This window comes from Klebsiella sp. RHBSTW-00215 (assembly GCF_014103785.1).
GTDB lineage: Bacteria > Pseudomonadota > Gammaproteobacteria > Enterobacterales > Enterobacteriaceae > Klebsiella.
In genome coordinates this window covers 4,100,196-4,117,841 of the sequence record NZ_JABXQS010000001.1, presented here as the reverse complement: position 1 = coordinate 4,117,841, position 17,646 = coordinate 4,100,196, and the positions used below count along the sequence as shown (strand labels likewise).

The window sequence follows — 17,646 nt, the reverse complement described above, 5'->3', positions numbered from 1 at the left end:
ACCGATAACGCCTCACCGAAACAGGTGGGGCGTTTCTTTTTTATTACTTAACTTCTTTATGGCAATGGATAATAGCTGCTTTCCAGACCACACTGCGTGATTAACTGTTTCGCCAATGCTTGCGCCTCTGCAATTTCCTCCGGTGACATCGACCATTTTATTCTCAGCATAGCCCCCACTGGGCCATAAATAAGCGCCCATGCCCATGCATCGACATTACTTTTTTCGGTCCCGCATCCACGGTGATACAGCGTAGAAAGTGCATATTGAGCTTCTTTATCGCCCCTGAGCGCCGCCCGCATGCACCAGGTAAAACCTTGCTCCTCGTCCTTCTCTACGCCCTCTCCGCCTTCCAGATAGATCTTATGCAACATAAATGCCGCATCGATATCCTCGCCTTGTTCAAAGGCCTGCGTAAACCAGTAAACAGCCTGACGATAATCAGCAAGGTGATTTTTATACAACTGCGCAAGGTTAAACAGGCTGCCCTTATCGCCGTTTTCTGCCGCAAGCGTGAACCATTTACATGCCTGATTGAAGTCCTGACCCACGCCATTCCCATCTTGAAACATAATGGCCACGTTACTTTGTGCTACTGCCATCCCCTGTAATGCTGCGGCATGGAAATAATGAAAAGCCATACGACTGTTTTGCTCCACACCGACACCATCAAAGTAGAGCGCCCCGAAGGCAAACTGTGCATGGCTGTAGTTCTGTTCGACCGCGAGACTTAGCCAATAAAACGCCTGTTTCGCATCGCAGTTGGTAATTTCACCGAGCCGATGCATATCACCAAGATAAAATTGCGCACGATAATCGTTTTGTTCAGCGGCTTTACTAAACCATTCAGAGGCCAGGGTGTAATTCTGCGAGATGCCCTGCCCGTAATAATATTTACGCCCAAGAGAATATTGTGCATTAACAAAGCCCAGGATGGCCGATTGATAACACCATTCAAACGATTTTTGGAGATCTTTTTCCACCCCCAGCCCATCCCGGTAGAGAATACTCAGATTATGTTGCGCGGTATAATCCCCCTGATCCGCCGCCTTGAGATACCACTTCCTGGCCTGGTGATAATCCTGCGCGACGCCCCAGCCATGAAAGTACATGATTCCCAGCTCATTTTGCGCGGTAGCGTAGCCACTCTCTGCGCTTTTAACGCACCAGGCAAAAGCCTTAACCAGATCTGAGTCAACCCCCATCCCGTCACGTAACATTTTTGCTACTTCGAGCTGTGACCAGTTATGCCCCTGTTCAGCAGCTTTAAGATACCACTCAAACGCCAACATCTGATTCTGCTCAACACCAGAGCCTGACTGATACATAGACCCCACAGTATATTGCGACATGTCATCACCCTGCAGCGCGGCCTGCATAAACCATTTAAACGCTTCTTGCGCATTTGCTTCAACGCCAACACCATCACGATACATAGTCCCTAGATTGTGCTGAGCACAAATATGGCCCGCCTCTGCCGCACGCATATACCAGAATGCGGCCTGGATACCATCTTTTTCAACATCAGCGCCAACATAATATTTTCCCGCGAGCTTGTTATATGAAAAAACATGGCCCTGCTCTGCAGCTCTTAGATAGCTGCTAACCACCATTGACGATGCGTAACCATTATTCTGCACGTTCATCGCGGTAATTAACTTGCGATAACTTTGTTTATGTACGACGGCCAGCGCATGAAAACGGTCGGACAAAGACCACGCGCGGCGTTCTTTATCCGGTTTATATGACCATTCAACCAATTCTGTGAGCTGACATAAAAACGAAACCGACAGCGGAAGCTGATCAATCTGCATCAGCAGCGCGAAATCGAACCACTTCTTACTTTTCTCGTTATCCCGTAAGGAATAATAGCTATCTTTAATTTTATCGCCGCATTCAACTTCATCACTAGCCGACATCTCGGCAAAGAAAAAAGGTGCAATCTCTTTTTCAATTTTACGATACAGAATACAGCCTTCGTTTATCGCCGTCTGGATCGTGGCCTGAGCGCCTCCCGCAACCAGGTGCCAGCGGAAGGTTTTTGCCGCAGCTAATACCAGCAACGGACGCGATAGTTGGTGCAGGTTGAGCAACAGCTCCTCCTCAAAACGTATGCGCGATTTCAGGTCCAGAAGTTCGAGTTCATACAAAGCGCTTTCTAGCTGCTTCTGCGCATTTTCCGGGAGCTTTTCATTCGCCAGAAACAGGCGCTCCAGTACATTTTGCCAGGTCAAAGACGCGCTCACCGCGCCCGGCGCTCGAGGATGGGTTCGTATTTGCGGCTGAGGGATATCAGCAAGATCTTGACGAACCGGAATATTATCTCGCTCTGCTTCATCCGGGAAAAAATCATCGCTCTTTTCCCAGCTCAGAGCCGCTTCATAGGCACTTCTTAGCCGCTGGTACGCCTGCGGATCGTCCTCCGGACGATTGACCTTCACTAATTGCGCAAAGCGGCGCTTAATTTCACGCGGCTCGGCTCCCGACTCCAGGCCTAATATTTCCCAGCACGTCATATCGGAACTCCTTTCCCTTGATTCACGCTTTTTGGAGTTGAAACATACGAATATATCTCGCAGCCATTGCCTGCGCCTCTGCTAACTCCTCATCCGATAATTTTTGCCGCACGGTTTCCTTATTAATATACGGGTTATCGCCCCCGGCAATAATGATCCAAGCCCATGCCTCAAGATAATCCTGCACCTTGCCCGTCCCGCTGGCGTACATCACCGCGACCCTGTGCTGCGCTTCGACGGAACCTAACCTAGCCGCTTTTTCATACCAGTAGCAGGCATTGCTTTCGTCTTTTTTTACTCCATCTTTACCCGTGGCATAAATCTCAGCGAGGATAAATGCCGCTTGAGACACGCCCTGCTGACCCGATTCCAAAAACCAGTGAACCGCCAGCTCAATATCAGCAGCAACATATTCGCCGGTATAATAAAGATACCCCAGTTCGAACATCGCATCGGAATATTCCTGTTCCGCCGCTTTGCTGTACCAGGAAAGCGCCCGCTGATAATCCGGAGAAGTCATTATCCCTTCGCTGTAGATTTTTCCTAAGCAATATTGCGCTTTGGAATGACCTTGTTCGGCTGCTTTATTATACCAGTGCAACGCCTGCTGATAATTTTGCGCAACAACATCTCCCCGGTCATACATCTTCGCCACTTCATTCTGCGCTCCCCAATTACCCTTCCACGCAGCCTGATGGAACAGATCAAACGCCAGCTTCTTATCCTGATTTACCCCTATGCCATCACGATAGAGGATCGCCAAATTATATATGGCGATATCACAGTTTTGCTCTGCCGCCCGGGTAAACCACATTATAGCCAGCGGGTAATCTTGAGAGATACCGATCCCGGCGATATACAATCGCGCCAGGGCGCTTTGTGAAAGCGTAAATCCTTGTTCCGCCGCTTTAGCGTACCAGAGTGCCGCAGGGTAGTTATTACGCTCTCGTTCATAAATCCAACCGAGGTGATGTTGAGCATGCGCATTACCTTGCTCTGCGGAATGCGTAAGCCAGGAACGAATATGACGATAAGGGTGACCCATATCTATACTGTTGCAGTTTCTACCCCAACTCTCAGTTGTCTCCTGCGCATAGCAAGAGACGATATACTCACGTTCAACTTCTTTGATATAGACTGCTCTCACTTTTGAGGCGTGATAACGACCTGATTCTAAGGAAGGTGCGAACAAGTCCCTGATATGAGATCATGTTTGTCATCTGGAGCCATGGAACAGGGTTCATCATGAGTCATCAACTTACCTTCGCCGACAGTGAATTCAGCAGTAAGCGCCGTCAGACCAGAAAAGAGATTTTCTTGTCCCGTATGGAGCAGATTCTGCCATGGCAAAACATGGTGGAAGTCATCGAGCCGTTTTACCCCAAGGCTGGTAATGGCCGGCGACCTTATCCGCTGGAAACCATGCTACGCATTCACTGCATGCAGCATTGGTACAACCTGAGCGATGGCGCGATGGAAGATGCTCTGTACGAAATCGCCTCCATGCGTCGGTTTGCCCGGTTATCCCTGGATAGCGCCTTGCCTGACCGCACCACCATCATGAATTTCCGCCACCTGCTGGAGCAGCATCAACTGGCCCGCCAATTGTTCAAGACCATCAATCGCTGGCTGGCCGAAGCAGGCGTCATGATGACTCAAGGCACCTTGGTCGATGCCACCATCATTGAGGCACCCAGCTCGACCAAGAACAAAGAGCAGCAACGCGATCCGGAGATGCATCAGACCAAGAAAGGCAATCAGTGGCACTTTGGCATGAAGGCCCACATTGGTGTCGATGCCAAGAGTGGCCTGACCCACAGCCTAGTCACCACCGCGGCCAACGAGCATGACCTCAATCAGCTGGGTAATCTGCTGCATGGAGAGGAGCAATTTGTCTCAGCCGATGCCGGCTACCAAGGGGCGCCACAGCGCGAGGAGCTGGCCGAGGTGGATGTGGACTGGCTGATCGCCGAGCGCCCCGGCAAGGTAAGAACCTTGAAACAGCATCCACGCAAGAACAAAACGGCCATCAACATCGAATACATGAAAGCCAGCATCCGGGCCAAGGTGGAGCACCCATTTCGCATCATCAAGCGACAGTTCGGCTTCGTGAAAGCCAGATACAAGGGGTTGCTGAAAAACGATAACCAACTGGCGATGTTATTCACGCTGGCCAACCTGTTTCGGGCGGACCAAATGATACGTCAGTGGGAGAGATCTCACTAAAAACTGGGGATAACGCCTTAAATGGCGAAGAAACGGTCTAAATAGGCTGATTCAAGGCATTTACGGGAGAAAAAATCGGCTCAAACATGAAGAAATGAAATGACTGAGTCAGCCGAGAAGAATTTCCCCGCTTATTCGCACCTTCCCTAAATCCATCGCGCCGAGTACTTTTTCATAAGCCAGATGATTAATAAGCGATAAAGAATAAAACCGTTCGCTTAACGACCAGGTCGATGCCATTTGCTCAATCTGAACCGCCCACTCTATCTTTTCACTTAAAAAACCCAAGAATGTAGAGGAAAGAGGAAAACTGACTATTTTCAATAGTACAGCGATATCAAACCATTGCAGGCGCTGCGCATTATGCTGCAATGCAGCATAAATATCGTAGAGTTTTTCGCCGCATGCCACTTCATCACTGCTGCTCATGCCGTTAAAAAAAAGCGGATCGATATTCTGCTCAATACGCCGATAGACCAGACAATGATCATTAATGATGTTGTGTGCGCTGGTATCAGTCTTATCCGCGACCAGATACCATTTATACTTTTTCGCCGCCGCCAGCATCAGCAATGGACGATGATCCCGCGCCAGCTTTGCCATCAGCGTGGTTTCAAATTCCAGTCGTGATTGCAGATCAAATGCGACCAGAGCCACCATCGCCTGCTCCAACTGCGAGTCGGCAGCTTCCGGCTGGCGCTGATTTTCCACAAACAGGAGCTCCAGCACGTCAGCCCAGCCATTCTCCCGGATAACCGGAGGCGGCGGGCTAACGGGCGTAACGCGCGGCAAAACAAGCGGCCTGACGCCCGCGGTAGCGCAAGGCTCAACATTTGGCTGCGAGCTGTGATCATCCGTAAAAGCCAGCGCCTGCTCATATGCATCGCGCAGCCGCTGATACGCCTGCGGATCGTCCTCCGGGCGGTTGACCTTCACTAACTGCGCAAAGCGGCGTTTAATTTCACGCTCCCCGGCCCCCGGTGCTAACCCCAGAATTTCCCAGCAATTCATAGCAGGCGGTCCGTTTCTATACCGTCGAGAATTTGATTAACCTGTTCACGAAAAGCAGCGATCCGATCGTTTTCCTGCTTTTCCAACAGATAGCTGAACTTCCGCGAGCACTCGCTGACCCATTCACGGGCGTCGCCAAGGCTCAACTGATAGAGATGATCGAGACGCGCCATCAGCGCTCGGTTCGCCTGCTCGTCGCGCGGGTGAATTTTCAGCGCGCTGAGTTTAGCCAGCGACAGCTGGATCTGCTCTTCCGTCAATGTGCCCGGATGCTGCTCAATCAGCAGGCTGCGGCGGTTGCCGGTTAACGGTACATGAATATCAACATCAAGCAGACCGTTAATATCGTAGGTAAAACGCACTTGTATTTCGACCTCTCCCGCCGGTTTTGGCGGCACGGCAATAGACATTTCGGCAAGAAAGATATTGTCCTCCACCATCCGGCTCTCGCCCTGGTAGATTTTAAAATTAACGTTGGTCTGGTCGTCATCAACGGTATAAAAATTCCGCACCCGACTGCAGGGGATACTGCGGTTGCGCTCAATTATCGGCGCAAAGTAACCCGACTCCCGCGTATGGCCCAGTGACCTTGAAGTGTTAACGCCCAGGGTGTAAGGGCAAACATCGGTGACCACCACATCCTCAAGTTCGCTCTTGCGCATCTTGAGTGCAGCCTGAATCGCCGCGCCCTGCGCTATCACCTCATCCGGATTCAGATGCATTGCCGGCAGGCGACCAAAGAGCTGCGCCACCAGCCTGCGGATAAGCGGCATACGCGTCGTTCCACCTACCAGAACAACCTGGTCCAGCTGCGAGATATCCAGTCGGGCGTCGCGAATCGCCATTTCCAGCGGTTCCCGAATACGGGCAAAGAACGATTCCAGCAGAAGCTCAAAATCCGCCTCGGTGATTTCCCACTGATAACGCTCACTCTCGATTTCCACGCTGAAAACGGCCGTTTCACGCAGGCTTAATGCTCGCTTAACCCGCTCAGCTTCTACTCGTAGCTGCCGTTGTAGGGTCGGCTCCCGCCATTCGATCTCTTCCGGGAAATCCTGCTGATGGCGAAAGGCCTCGACCAGAATATCCACAATATCCTCACCGCCGAGGAAGTTATCTCCGGCGCTGGCGCGCACTTCCATAATATTGTCGAATAATTCCAGGATAGAGACATCAAACGTGCCGCCGCCAAGGTCGAAGACTAAAAACTGATGTTCATCATCCTGATTGTGTAAGCCATAGGCCAGCGCGGCGGCCGTCGGTTCGTTAATTAAGCGCTCAACGGTCAATCCGGCCATGCTGGCAGCGATTTTGGTCGCTTTACGCTGCACGTCGCTAAAGTAGGCAGGAACGCTAATCACTGCTTCAGTCACCGGTTCGCCCAAATAATTCTCCGCATCTTCTTTTAGCTGACGCAGTACCAGCGAGGAAAGCTCCTCCGGGCGAAACAGCTGCTTCCCCAGCGTAATAGTCTGCGAAGTGCCCATAATCCGCTTGAAGTTCGCTGCGCAATTGGCCGGACGCACCAGTTGCAGGTCGCGGGCCGCCTCGCCCACCAGCACCATGCCGTCGTCATCGACGCTCACCACGCTCGGAGTGAGGAATTTGCCCAGTGCATTAGGTATCAGCACCGCGTTTCCCTTCTGCCAGACTGCTACCAGGCTATTTGTCGTACCTAAATCTATTCCAATAATCATTTATCATCCCTGTTTATATAGGCCAGAAAAAATTTTTTAGCGCAAAATATTAATCCATTATAAGCTTTTTAAGAATAAGCCAAAGCATTTAGCAATGACAAACCTTTAATTCTATCTATAAAGTTCCAGATAATAGGAAACCAATCATTTAATATATAAGCGTAAGAAATATATCTTTAAGAATAATAATTTGAAGTTGAGAAGAGTGAACATTTAAAAATAGGTTATTTCACGGATTGAATGCTATTTTTGGTCTGCGTTTTCTCCCCCGGCGATTCAGACCCTCGACGGGGGAGAAAACTCACGCAGTTGCCTCTCCGCCCGCCTCATCTGCTGGCCGTGATTTTTTCGCCGTACGTTTACGCGGAGCGCTCTTCTTCTTGCCATCGCCCGGCGCGACAATGCCGCGGAAGCGGCGAACCGGGGTACTGCGCGCCTGGTCAATAAGCTGGAACAGCGTGCCTACCAGCGGTTGCATAAAATCCTGATAGCGGCACTGCTTTTCGCTGATTTGCGTCAGGATCGACTCCCAGTGGGCAGTCATATCCGGACGGGTTGCCATTTCGGGCAGCGAATGGAACAGCGCCTTCCCGGCATCGGTTGAGTGAATATAGCGCCCCTTCTTGGTCAAGAAACCGCGCTTAAACAGCAGCTCGATAATCCCGGCGCGAGTTGCCTCCGTACCCAGACCGTCAGTCGCGCGCAGGATCTTCTTCAGATCCTTATCCTGCACAAAGCGGGCTATCCCGGTCATCGCCGACAAGATCGTCGCGTCGGTGAAATGACGCGGCGGCTGAGTCTGACGCTCCACGACTTCGCCCTTTTCGCACAGCAGCTCGTCGTTTTTCGCGACTATCGGCAGAGGCGTCCCGTCGTTTTCCTCATCGCGCTCTTTATTACCCAGCAGCGTTCGCCAACCGGCTTCCGCCAGGAAACGGGCTTTGGCGATAAATTTGCCGTTGGCGATATCGAAATCGATCTGGCATTTGCGAAACACCGCATCCGGGCAAAACTGCATCAGGTACTGACGAGCAACCAGGCCGTAGACCTTTTCCTCGTTGTCGCTGAGCTTAACCTGCGAACTGCGCGCGGTGGGAATAATGGCATGGTGCGCATCGACCTTTTTATCATCCCAGCAGCGGTTGCGGATCTCCGGGTCCACTACCGGCTGCGGCAGCAGGTCTGCCGCGTGCACGCTAATGGCGTTAAGCACCGCATGACGACCGGCAAAATGCTCCTCCGGCAGATAGCGGCTATCCGAACGCGGATAGGTAATGAGTTTGTGGGTTTCATACAGCTTCTGGCAGATATCCAGCACGTTCTGCGCGCTAAAACCAAAGCGCTTCGCGGCTTCAATCTGTAGCGCAGAAAGCGAGAACGGTAGCGGCGCAGGCTCGGAATCCCGCTTGTCGTTATAAGCGGTAACCGTCGCCGGTTGGCCTTCAATACGCTTAACAACGTGTTCGGCAAGCGGACGATGAAGCAAGCGCCCCTCTTCGTCCTGATATGACTCACAGGCTTCGCTTGGCACCCAGTTAGCGACAAAGCGTTCATCCTTCGGCGTGACGATATGCGCCTTCACGTCGAAGAAATCTTTAGCGACGAAGTTTTCAATCTCTTCATCGCGGCGCACCACCAGGCCAAGCACCGGGGTCTGCACGCGCCCGACGGATAACACGCCCTGATAACCCGCGTTACGCCCGAGAATGGTATAGGCGCGAGTCATGTTGATCCCATACAACCAGTCGGCGCGGGCTCGGGCCAGCGCCGAGACGCACAGCGGAATAAATTCGCTGTTGGCACGCAGGCGGTTTATCGCCCGCTCCACCGCCTGCGGGTTAAGGTCGTTAATCAGGCAGCGCTGTACCTGCTGGCGCTTTTCCGGCGCCAGTTGCAGATAATCCAGCACCTCATCTACCAACAGTTGACCTTCCCTGTCCGGGTCACCCGCGTGAATCACTTCCTGGGCATCGCCGAGCAAGCGCTTAATCACGTTAAGCTGTTTGGTCACAGACGGTTTGGGTTGAAGCTGCCACTTCTCAGGCACGATGGGCAGGTCGAGCAGATTCCAGCGCGCATAGCGCCCGTCATAGACGTCAGGCTGCGCCTGCTCCAGCAGGTGGCCGATACACCAGGTGACCACCTGTCCGTTACCGCACTCAATGTAGCCGTCGCCTTTACGATGTGGTTTTGGCAACACCTCAGCGATGGCGCGACCGAGACTTGGTTTTTCCGCAATAAACAGCCGCATGAAATCAACGGATCTCGATCATTGGGCGACCGCCGCGGGCGGTGACCAGCTCGCCGATGGCGGCAAGCGTAATACCATACTCAGCCGCCGCGGCCTGAACCTCAGCTTCCGCATCCGGCGTTACCGCCAGCAACAGACCGCCGGAGGTTTGCGGGTCGCACAGCAAATCGCGCCACTCTTGCGGCATTTCGCCCATCAGATGACCGTAGCTGGCAAAGTTACGCCCGGTACCGCCCGGTACCGCGCCCGCGGCAATATACGCTTCCACACCAGGCAGTTTCGGGATATCCGCGTAAGTTAGATGCGCCTGCACGCCCGCGCCACGGCACACTTCGCTCAGGTGGCCAAGCAGCCCAAAGCCGGTGACGTCGGTCATCGCTTTTACGCCTTCAATGTTGGCAAACGCTGAACCAACGAGGTTCATCTGGCACATGATTTCCGTCGCCAGCCCCTGATGCTCAGGCTTCAATAGCGATTTTTTCTCGGCGGTAGTCAGCACGCCGATACCCAGCGGTTTAGTGAGATACAGTTTGCAGCCTGCCTGAGCGGTGCTGTTTTTCTTCACCCGCTCGGTCGGCACCACGCCGGTCACCGCGAGGCCGAAAATAGGTTCCGGGGCATCAATCGAGTGGCCGCCCGCAAGGGCAATGCCCGCCTGCTGGCAGGCAAAGCGCCCGCCATCGACGACCTGACGGGCGATTTCCGGTGCCAGGGTATTAATCGGCCAGCCGAGAATGGCAATCGCCATAATCGGTTTACCGCCCATCGCGAAAATATCGCTGATGGCGTTGGTCGCGGCAATTCGCCCGAAGTCGAACGGGCTATCGACGATCGGCATAAAAAAGTCGGTGGTGCTGACAATTGACGTGCCGTTGCCGAGGTCATAGACGGCGGCATCATCGCTGGTCTCATTGCCCACCAGCAGGTTCGGGTCGATAAACTTCGCCCGGTCACTCTGCAGAATCGTTTCCAACACTTTAGGGGAAATTTTACACCCGCAACCGGCTCCGTGGCTGTATTGCGTTAAACGAATAGCTTGCTCGCTCATGGACATCTCCTGTCATTGCAATCCCGCTATGGTAGCGCCCAAATGCCAAGGTGATAAGTACGACAGTCCTAAATCGCGCATAGTTGCTCATTAAGCAGACAAAAAACCGATTTTGCGATACAGAACCCTTTTTTTAACGCCATTTTAACCTTTACTAAAAGATGACAGAAATGTGACAAAAATAGTTCTGTTTCATCTGGACATATAACAACGTAAGGAAATTTTAATGAAAAAGCGCGTTCTCGCCCTTTGCCTGGCCAGTTTCTTCTCCATTAACGCTTTCGCCCTGGCTCCAGCCGGTAACGACGTCACCACTAAACCCGATCTCTACTATCTGACCAATGCCCAGGCCATTGATAGCCTGGCGCTGCTGCCGCCGCCACCGGAAGTAGGAAGCATCGCATTTTTAAACGATCAGGCGATGTATGAAAAAGGCCGTCTATTGCGCGGCACCGAGCGCGGTAAATTAGCCGTGGAAGACGCGAACCTGAGCGGTGGCGGCGTGGCCAATGCCTTCTCTGGCGCCTTCGGTTCGCCCATCACCGCGAAAGATGCGCCGGAGCTGCATAAGTTACTGACCAATATGATTGAAGATGCTGGTGACCTGGCGACGCGCGGCGCGAAAGAGAAGTATATGCGTATTCGGCCATTTGCGTTTTATGGTGTCGCTACCTGCAACACCACCGAGCAGGATGCGCTGTCGAAAAATGGATCCTATCCTTCCGGGCATACGTCTATCGGTTGGGCAACGGCGCTGGTGCTGGCTGAGGTCAATCCACAGCGGCAAAACGAAATTCTTAAACGCGGATTTGAGCTGGGTGAGAGCCGGGTCATTTGCGGCTATCACTGGCAGAGCGACGTAGACGCGGCGCGGATTGTCGGCTCAGCAGTGGTCGCCACGCTGCATACTAATCCGGCCTTCCAGCAACAGTTGCAGAAAGCGAAAGACGAATTCGCTAAACAGCAGAAGTAACTTCGTCGCCGTTGGATCCCCGGAGGCGGCGCTTGACGCGCCTTGTCCGGGTTACGGACTCAAAGCACAGGCCGGGTCAGGCGCTAGCCGCCACCCGGCCTGACTCAGAAGCGCGTCACAAACGGCGCGCTGTCCGGCAGCGCTATGTTGGTTGAAGCTTTGAGCTGCGGCGTGCCCAGATAGAGAAAACCGACTATTTTATCCTGCTCACGGCAGGAAAATCCTTCGCGCACCACCGGGCTCTCGGTTAACGCACCGCTGCGCCAGATGCCGTTAAAGCCCTGTGCGACGGCCGCCATCTGCATGGCCATCACCGCGCAGCCTGCCGACATCTCCTGCTCCCATTTCGGCACCTTTGGATGATCTTCGCAGCGTGCCACTACGGTAATAATCAGCGGTGCACGAAACGGCGCGCTGCGGGCTTTTTCAATCGCCTTCTCATCTGCCCCTGCCGCCACCGCACCTTTTTCCAGTAGCTGGCTAAAGCGCTCACGCCCTTCATCGGCAATAATAAAGAAGCGCCACGGCTGTAGCGTCCCATGGTCCGGCGCACGCAAGCCTGCACGGAGAATATTTTCCAGCTGTTCACCCGCCGGAGCCGGGTCGGTCAGACGCGAAGCGCTGCGGCGATTAACCAGTAGTTCGAGAGCATCCATCTGTATAACTCCTGTGATGTGATTTTTCATAAAATTAACATGCGCAAGGATTTTGTTACAGCCCAACGGGTGATTCCTGCTGACAACCGTCGGCACTCTCTTTAGGATAGCCAGACGCGGCGGCCCCTGATGTCCGCCCATTTTTGATAATGCTTAGGGAGAATACATGCGAACTCTTTGGCGACTGCTCGCCGGAATTTTTAAATGGACATGGCGAGTACTCAACTTCATTCGCCAGCTCGCACTGAACGTGGTTTTCCTGGTGCTGGTGCTGGCCTGCGTCGGCATCTGGGCCCAGTTCAGCAGCAGTACAACAGAGCACACCACTCGCGGCGCGCTGTTGATGGATATCACCGGCGTGGTGGTCGATAAACCTTCGGCCAGCAGCAAACTAGGGGTTATTGGTCGTCAGCTGTTTGGCGCCAGCTCCGATCGTCTGCAGGAAAACTCACTGTTCGATATTGTGCAAACCATTCGTCAGGCGAAAGATGACCGGAATATCACCGGTATCGTGCTGGATCTGAAGAATTTTGCTGGCGGCGATCAGCCGTCGATGCAGTATATCGGCAAAGCGCTGCGCGAATTCCGCGACAGCGGTAAGCCAGTGTATGCTGTTGGCAGCAGCTACAGCCAGGGTCAGTACTATCTGGCTAGCTTCGCCAATAAAATCTGGCTCTCACCGCAGGGCGAAGTGGATCTGCACGGCTTTGCCACCAACGGTCTGTACTACAAATCGCTGCTCGACAAACTCAAAGTCTCTACCCACGTGTTCCGCGTCGGCACCTATAAATCAGCGGTAGAACCGTTTATTCGCGACGATATGTCTCCGGCAGCCCGCGAGGCGGACAGCCGCTGGATTGGCGAGCTGTGGCAGAACTACCTCACCACCATCGCCGCCAACCGCCAGATTACCGCTCAGCAGCTGTTCCCAGGTGCTCAGGGCGTGATTGACGGACTGAGTAAAGTCGATGGCGACACGGCAAAATACGCGCTGGATAACAAGCTGGTTGATGAGCTGGGCACCTCCACGGATGTGGAAAAAGCGCTGACCAAGCAGTTTGGCTGGAGCAAAGCGGATAACAACTACAGCGCTATCAGCTACTACGATTACACGGTGAAAACGCCTGCCGATCAGGGCTCCGCGATCGCCGTTATCTTTGCTAACGGCGCGATAATGGATGGCGAAGAAACGCCGGGTAACGTTGGTGGCGATACGACCGCCGCGCAGATCCGCGACGCGCGTCTGGATCCGAAAGTTAAAGCTATCGTGCTGCGGGTCAACAGCCCTGGCGGCAGCGTCAGTGCCTCAGAGGTGATTCGCGAAGAGCTGACTGCGGCAAAAGCGGCAGGTAAACCAGTCGTTGTGTCGATGGGCGGTATGGCGGCTTCCGGCGGTTACTGGATCTCAACCCCGGCGGATTACATTGTGGCGAACCCAAGCACCCTCACCGGCTCCATCGGTATCTTTGGGGTGATTAATACCGTCGAGAATACGCTCGGGTCGATTGGCGTACACACCGACGGTGTGGCAACCTCACCGCTGGCCGACGTCTCCACCACCAAAGCGCTGCCGCCAGAAGTGCAGCAGCTGATGCAGTTGACCATCGAAAATGGCTATAAGCGCTTCATCACCCTGGTGGCGACCGCGCGTAAGAGCACGCCTGAGAAAATTGACCAAATCGCTCAGGGCCACGTCTGGACGGGTGAAGATGCGAAGGCTAACGGTCTGGTCGATGGCCTCGGCGACTTTGACGACGCAGTGGCGAAAGCTGCAGAGCTGGCGAAGCTGAAACAGTGGCATATCAATTACTATCAGGAAGATCCCACTTTCTTCTCAATGATGATAGATAGCCTGATCGGTTCAGTCCGCGCGGCGCTGCCGGCAGCGGTACAAGCGTATCTGCCTGCGCCCGTGGCTGCTGCGGCTAACGCGGTGAAAGCGGAAAGCGACAAGATGGCGGCATTCAACGATCCGCAAAACCGTTACGCGTTCTGTTTAACCTGCGCCAATATACGTTAATCCTCTGCCGCCCCAATCACGGGGCGGCATTTTTACACTTCATCCATTACACACAAAAGCAGCCAACGCCCCTGCAACTTGCGGCGTGTCGGGTATATACTTCGCCGGTCCATATATAACCTAAGCGATGCTATGCAGAAGAAATCTATTTACGTTGCCTATACCGGCGGTACCATTGGTATGCAGCGTTCTGAACACGGCTACATTCCCGTTTCCGGCCATTTACAGCGTCAGCTGGCGTTAATGCCCGAGTTCCACCGCCCGGAGATGCCGGACTTCACCATTCACGAATACGCCCCGCTGATGGACTCTTCCGATATGACGCCGGAGGACTGGCAGCATATCGCTGACGACATTCGTGACCATTATGACCAGTACGATGGCTTCGTTATCCTGCACGGCACGGATACCATGGCGTTTACCGCCTCGGCGCTGTCATTCATGCTGGAGAACCTGGGTAAACCAGTCATTGTGACAGGGTCACAAATTCCTTTGGCCGAGCTGCGCTCTGACGGACAGATTAATCTGCTCAACGCCCTGTACGTCGCCGCCAACTACCCGATTAATGAAGTGTCGTTGTTCTTCAATAACCGCCTCTATCGCGGTAACCGCACCACCAAAGCTCATGCCGATGGTTTTAATGCCTTCGCGTCGCCGAACCTCGCGCCGCTGCTGGAAGCGGGGATCCATATCCGCCGCCTCGGTACGCCTCCGGCCCCGCACGGCGTGGGCGAGCTAATCGTTCACCCAATTACCCCGCAGCCAATTGGCGTGGTAACAATTTATCCCGGTATTTCCGCCGATGTGGTACGCAACTTCCTGCTCCAGCCGGTAAAGGCGCTCATTCTGCGCTCGTATGGTGTAGGTAACGCTCCGCAAAACGGCGAGTTTATCCAGGTGCTGACCGAAGCCAGCCAGCGCGGCATCGTGGTGATTAATTTGACTCAGTGTATGTCCGGCAAAGTGAATATGGGCGGTTATGCCACCGGTAATGCCCTTGCGCAAGCAGGCGTGATTAGCGGTTTCGATATGACCGTTGAAGCCACGCTGACCAAGCTACACTATTTACTGAGCCAGAATCTGGACGTTGAGGCTATCCGTAGCGCAATGCAGGAAAACCTACGTGGCGAACTGACCCCCGATGAGTAAGGAGATGCACATGACCCAGCGCGCGCTGTTACTGGTCGATTTACAGAACGATTTTTGCGCCGGCGGTGCGCTTGCCGTCCCGCAGGGCGATAGTACGGTGGACATCGCCAATCGGCTTATTGAATGGAGTCTGGCGAGAGGTGAAACGGTGGTCGCCAGTCAGGACTGGCACCCGGCGAATCACGGCAGCTTTGCCAGCCAGCATCAGGTTGAACCCTATACCCAGGGCGAACTTGATGGCCTGGCGCAAACCTTCTGGCCGGATCACTGCATCCAGAATAGCGAAGGCGCGGCGCTGCATCCGCTGCTTAAACAGCAGGATATTGCCGCCGTGTTCCATAAAGGCGAAAACCCGGTCATTGATAGCTACAGCGCCTTTTTTGATAACGGTCATCGGCAGAAAACCCAGCTTGACGCGTGGTTGCGCGAGCGTGGGATTGACGAGCTAACCGTACTTGGCCTGGCAACCGACTACTGCGTGAAGTTTACCGTGCTTGATGCGCTGAATCTGGGCTATTCCGTCAACGTGATTACCGACGGCTGTCGCGGGGTAAATATTCAGCCACAGGACAGCGCACACGCGTTTATGGAAATGGCGGCGGCGGGCGCGACGCTGTATACGCTGGCAGACTGGGAAGAAACTCAGGCGTAACTCTGTTGGCGTCAGACCTCAATATTGACACCGTACGATCTTTCTCCCGGGAGCGGCGCAAAGCGCCTTGCCCGGGCTACCGGCCCGCATGGTTTGGTAGCCCGGACAGATGCGCAGCATCGCCTCCGGGACACCGGCAAAGCATCACCCGATGCTCGAAATCTCCTCCAGCGACACTTTGCGAGTTTCGATACCAAAGCAAAACAGAATTAGCGCGCAGAGCACCAGCATCACGCCGAGAACAATGAAAACGGTGATTGAACCATAGCGGGTCAGCAATACGGCCACACCATAGGGCGTAAACACCGCGACAATTCTCCCTACGGCGTTCACAAAGCCCGAACCACGTAGCCGAAGATGCGTCGGCCACAGTTCAGGCACGTAAACCGCCGAAGCAAAACAAACGTACATGTAGAGGAAAAAGATCATCACCAGGCCATAGCTCAAAATGGCCCACTCCTCGGTTTGTATTGAATAGAAATAACCAAGGAGCGCAATAATAATCAGCAGCGATGAGCCAAATAATCGCCGCGGAAAACGGTCAATAACCAATGCCGCAATAAAAATCCCCACCGGCGCGCCAATCATAATAATCGCCGTCATTAAAATAGATTTCGTCACATCGATCCCCGAATTAACGAAAATTGTTGGGATCCACACCGTAATGGTATAAAGCGAAATATTCATCGCGATCAGTACGGTAATCGCCACCAGCGTGCGTTGCAGCATCTGCCCTTTAAACAATAGCCAGAAGGAACCGCTTTCCGGGTACTCGTCCGCCTTCAGTTCGCTATTCTGGAAATCTGGCAAGATAATATTCTTCTCTTTCTCGATTTGCGCTTCCACTTCCAGGAGGTGTTTTTCCGCGGCGCCTCGCTGCCCCTTTCCTGCCAGCCAGCGAGGAGATTCAATAAAATACTTACCGGACAGATACCAGGCCAGCAGCATTGCCACTCCGCCGAGCAAGAACATCATCCGCCAGCTTAAAAAAGCAATAACCACGACGCCAATTGCCGCTGATAGCATTGGCGACCAGTTGCCAACAAATGACAACCGTGCGGACCATTTGCCGCGAACGGCGGGCGGAATAAACTCAGTAAATGAGGCGTAACCGACCATGATCAGCGCCCCCATTCCCGTGCCCATCAGGCAGCGGAAAAAGATTAGCCAGTACATGTTAGGGACAAAAGAGGCCGCGCTTGCGGAGATCCCGACAATCAGCAGGTTAATGCGAAACGCTTTGCGCCGCCCAAGATAATCGCCAATAAAACCGCCGGTCAGCGAGCCGATAAAATAGCCGAACATCAGCGCCGAGGTAAATGCGGCATTAAGATAATTATTTGACCAGCCGTTGCTGACTAATTTTGCCAGCACCACGTTCCCGGAATAGCTAAGGAAGGTGCGAACAAGTCCCTGATATGAGATCATGTTTGTCATCTGGAGCCAT

At 53.5% G+C, this 17,646-nt stretch carries 13 protein-coding genes; 5 read left to right on the top strand and 8 right to left on the bottom strand.

The window, feature by feature from the left end; all coding sequences use genetic code 11:
* Nucleotides 1-56: 56 nt before the first annotated feature.
* Both HV127_RS19515 and HV127_RS19510 read right to left on the bottom strand, forming a co-directional pair.
* On the bottom strand, nucleotides 57-2,441 hold the full coding sequence (locus HV127_RS19515) for an SEL1-like repeat protein (protein WP_182238065.1): 2,385 nt from the start codon (nucleotides 2,439-2,441) through the stop codon (nucleotides 57-59).
* A gap of 97 nt (nucleotides 2,442-2,538) precedes the next feature.
* Nucleotides 2,539-3,561, bottom strand: a complete 1,023-nt coding sequence (locus HV127_RS19510) for a tetratricopeptide repeat protein (RefSeq protein WP_275944526.1) — start codon at nucleotides 3,559-3,561, stop codon at nucleotides 2,539-2,541.
* A 200-nt stretch (nucleotides 3,562-3,761) separates the two neighbouring features.
* On the opposite strand from HV127_RS19510, the gene HV127_RS19505 reads away from it, so the two are divergent.
* Nucleotides 3,762-4,742, top strand: coding sequence for an IS5-like element IS5 family transposase (locus HV127_RS19505; protein WP_042934497.1), 981 nt, complete (start codon nucleotides 3,762-3,764; stop codon nucleotides 4,740-4,742).
* Nucleotides 4,743-4,850: 108 nt separating this feature from the next.
* Here HV127_RS19505 and HV127_RS19500 read toward each other — a convergent pair whose 3' ends face one another.
* The 4 genes from HV127_RS19500 to selD all read right to left on the bottom strand — a co-directional run bounded on the left by HV127_RS19500 (nucleotide 4,851) and on the right by selD (nucleotide 10,749).
* Nucleotides 4,851-5,753 carry a J domain-containing protein gene (locus HV127_RS19500; protein ID WP_182238053.1) on the bottom strand — a complete coding sequence of 301 codons (903 nt, stop codon included), beginning with the start codon at nucleotides 5,751-5,753 and terminating at the stop codon, nucleotides 4,851-4,853.
* Complete coding sequence (locus HV127_RS19495) at nucleotides 5,750-7,450, bottom strand: molecular chaperone HscC (protein ID WP_182238051.1); 1,701 nt, start codon at nucleotides 7,448-7,450, stop codon at nucleotides 5,750-5,752. The genes HV127_RS19500 and HV127_RS19495 overlap by 4 nt, the downstream gene beginning before the upstream one ends.
* A gap of 301 nt (nucleotides 7,451-7,751) precedes the next feature.
* Complete coding sequence (locus HV127_RS19490; protein WP_182238049.1) at nucleotides 7,752-9,701, bottom strand: DNA topoisomerase III; 1,950 nt, start codon at nucleotides 9,699-9,701, stop codon at nucleotides 7,752-7,754.
* A gap of 4 nt (nucleotides 9,702-9,705) precedes the next feature.
* Nucleotides 9,706-10,749, bottom strand: coding sequence for a selenide, water dikinase SelD (gene selD / locus HV127_RS19485; protein WP_182238047.1), 1,044 nt, complete (start codon nucleotides 10,747-10,749; stop codon nucleotides 9,706-9,708).
* 226 nt (nucleotides 10,750-10,975) lie between these two features.
* Between selD and phoC the strand changes: the two genes are divergently transcribed.
* Nucleotides 10,976-11,722, top strand: a complete 747-nt coding sequence (gene phoC / locus HV127_RS19480; RefSeq protein ID WP_110273568.1) for an acid phosphatase PhoC — start codon at nucleotides 10,976-10,978, stop codon at nucleotides 11,720-11,722.
* A 104-nt stretch (nucleotides 11,723-11,826) separates the two neighbouring features.
* On the opposite strand, the gene HV127_RS19475 is transcribed toward phoC, so the two are convergent.
* The gene (locus HV127_RS19475; RefSeq protein WP_182238045.1) at nucleotides 11,827-12,378 is read right to left on the bottom strand and encodes an NAD(P)H nitroreductase; all 552 of its coding nucleotides are present in this window, start codon (nucleotides 12,376-12,378) and stop codon (nucleotides 11,827-11,829) included.
* Nucleotides 12,379-12,544: 166 nt separating this feature from the next.
* Between HV127_RS19475 and sppA the strand changes: the two genes are divergently transcribed.
* From sppA to pncA, 3 genes are all read left to right on the top strand, one after another.
* Nucleotides 12,545-14,398: a signal peptide peptidase SppA gene (gene sppA / locus HV127_RS19470; protein WP_182238042.1), complete on the top strand. Its 1,854-nt coding sequence runs from the start codon at nucleotides 12,545-12,547 to the stop codon at nucleotides 14,396-14,398.
* 132 nt (nucleotides 14,399-14,530) lie between these two features.
* Complete coding sequence (ansA, locus tag HV127_RS19465) at nucleotides 14,531-15,547, top strand: asparaginase (RefSeq protein ID WP_182238040.1); 1,017 nt, start codon at nucleotides 14,531-14,533, stop codon at nucleotides 15,545-15,547.
* Between the two features lie 10 nt (nucleotides 15,548-15,557).
* On the top strand, nucleotides 15,558-16,199 hold the full coding sequence (gene pncA / locus HV127_RS19460; RefSeq protein ID WP_182238038.1) for a bifunctional nicotinamidase/pyrazinamidase: 642 nt from the start codon (nucleotides 15,558-15,560) through the stop codon (nucleotides 16,197-16,199).
* A 144-nt stretch (nucleotides 16,200-16,343) separates the two neighbouring features.
* Here pncA and HV127_RS19455 read toward each other — a convergent pair whose 3' ends face one another.
* A complete protein-coding gene (locus HV127_RS19455; RefSeq protein WP_275944522.1) occupies nucleotides 16,344-17,636 on the bottom strand; it encodes an MFS transporter in 1,293 nt (430 codons plus the stop codon).
* Nucleotides 17,637-17,646 lie beyond the last annotated feature (10 nt).

Excerpts from the sequence above, each read along its gene's own strand:
- HV127_RS19510 (WP_275944526.1), bottom strand. The coding sequence starts at position 3,561 with ATGGGTCACCCTTATCGTCATATTCGTTCCTGGCTTACGCATTCCGCA.
- HV127_RS19505 (WP_042934497.1), top strand. The coding sequence starts at position 3,762 with ATGAGTCATCAACTTACCTTCGCCGACAGTGAATTCAGCAGTAAGCGC.
- HV127_RS19500 (WP_182238053.1), bottom strand. The coding sequence starts at position 5,753 with ATGAATTGCTGGGAAATTCTGGGGTTAGCACCGGGGGCCGGGGAGCGT.
- HV127_RS19495 (WP_182238051.1), bottom strand. The coding sequence starts at position 7,450 with ATGATTATTGGAATAGATTTAGGTACGACAAATAGCCTGGTAGCAGTC.
- HV127_RS19490 (WP_182238049.1), bottom strand. The coding sequence starts at position 9,701 with ATGCGGCTGTTTATTGCGGAAAAACCAAGTCTCGGTCGCGCCATCGCT.
- selD (WP_182238047.1), bottom strand. The coding sequence starts at position 10,749 with ATGAGCGAGCAAGCTATTCGTTTAACGCAATACAGCCACGGAGCCGGT.
- phoC (WP_110273568.1), top strand. The coding sequence starts at position 10,976 with ATGAAAAAGCGCGTTCTCGCCCTTTGCCTGGCCAGTTTCTTCTCCATT.
- HV127_RS19475 (WP_182238045.1), bottom strand. The coding sequence starts at position 12,378 with ATGGATGCTCTCGAACTACTGGTTAATCGCCGCAGCGCTTCGCGTCTG.
- sppA (WP_182238042.1), top strand. The coding sequence starts at position 12,545 with ATGCGAACTCTTTGGCGACTGCTCGCCGGAATTTTTAAATGGACATGG.
- ansA (WP_182238040.1), top strand. The coding sequence starts at position 14,531 with ATGCAGAAGAAATCTATTTACGTTGCCTATACCGGCGGTACCATTGGT.
- pncA (WP_182238038.1), top strand. The coding sequence starts at position 15,558 with ATGACCCAGCGCGCGCTGTTACTGGTCGATTTACAGAACGATTTTTGC.
- HV127_RS19455 (WP_275944522.1), bottom strand. The coding sequence starts at position 17,636 with ATGACAAACATGATCTCATATCAGGGACTTGTTCGCACCTTCCTTAGC.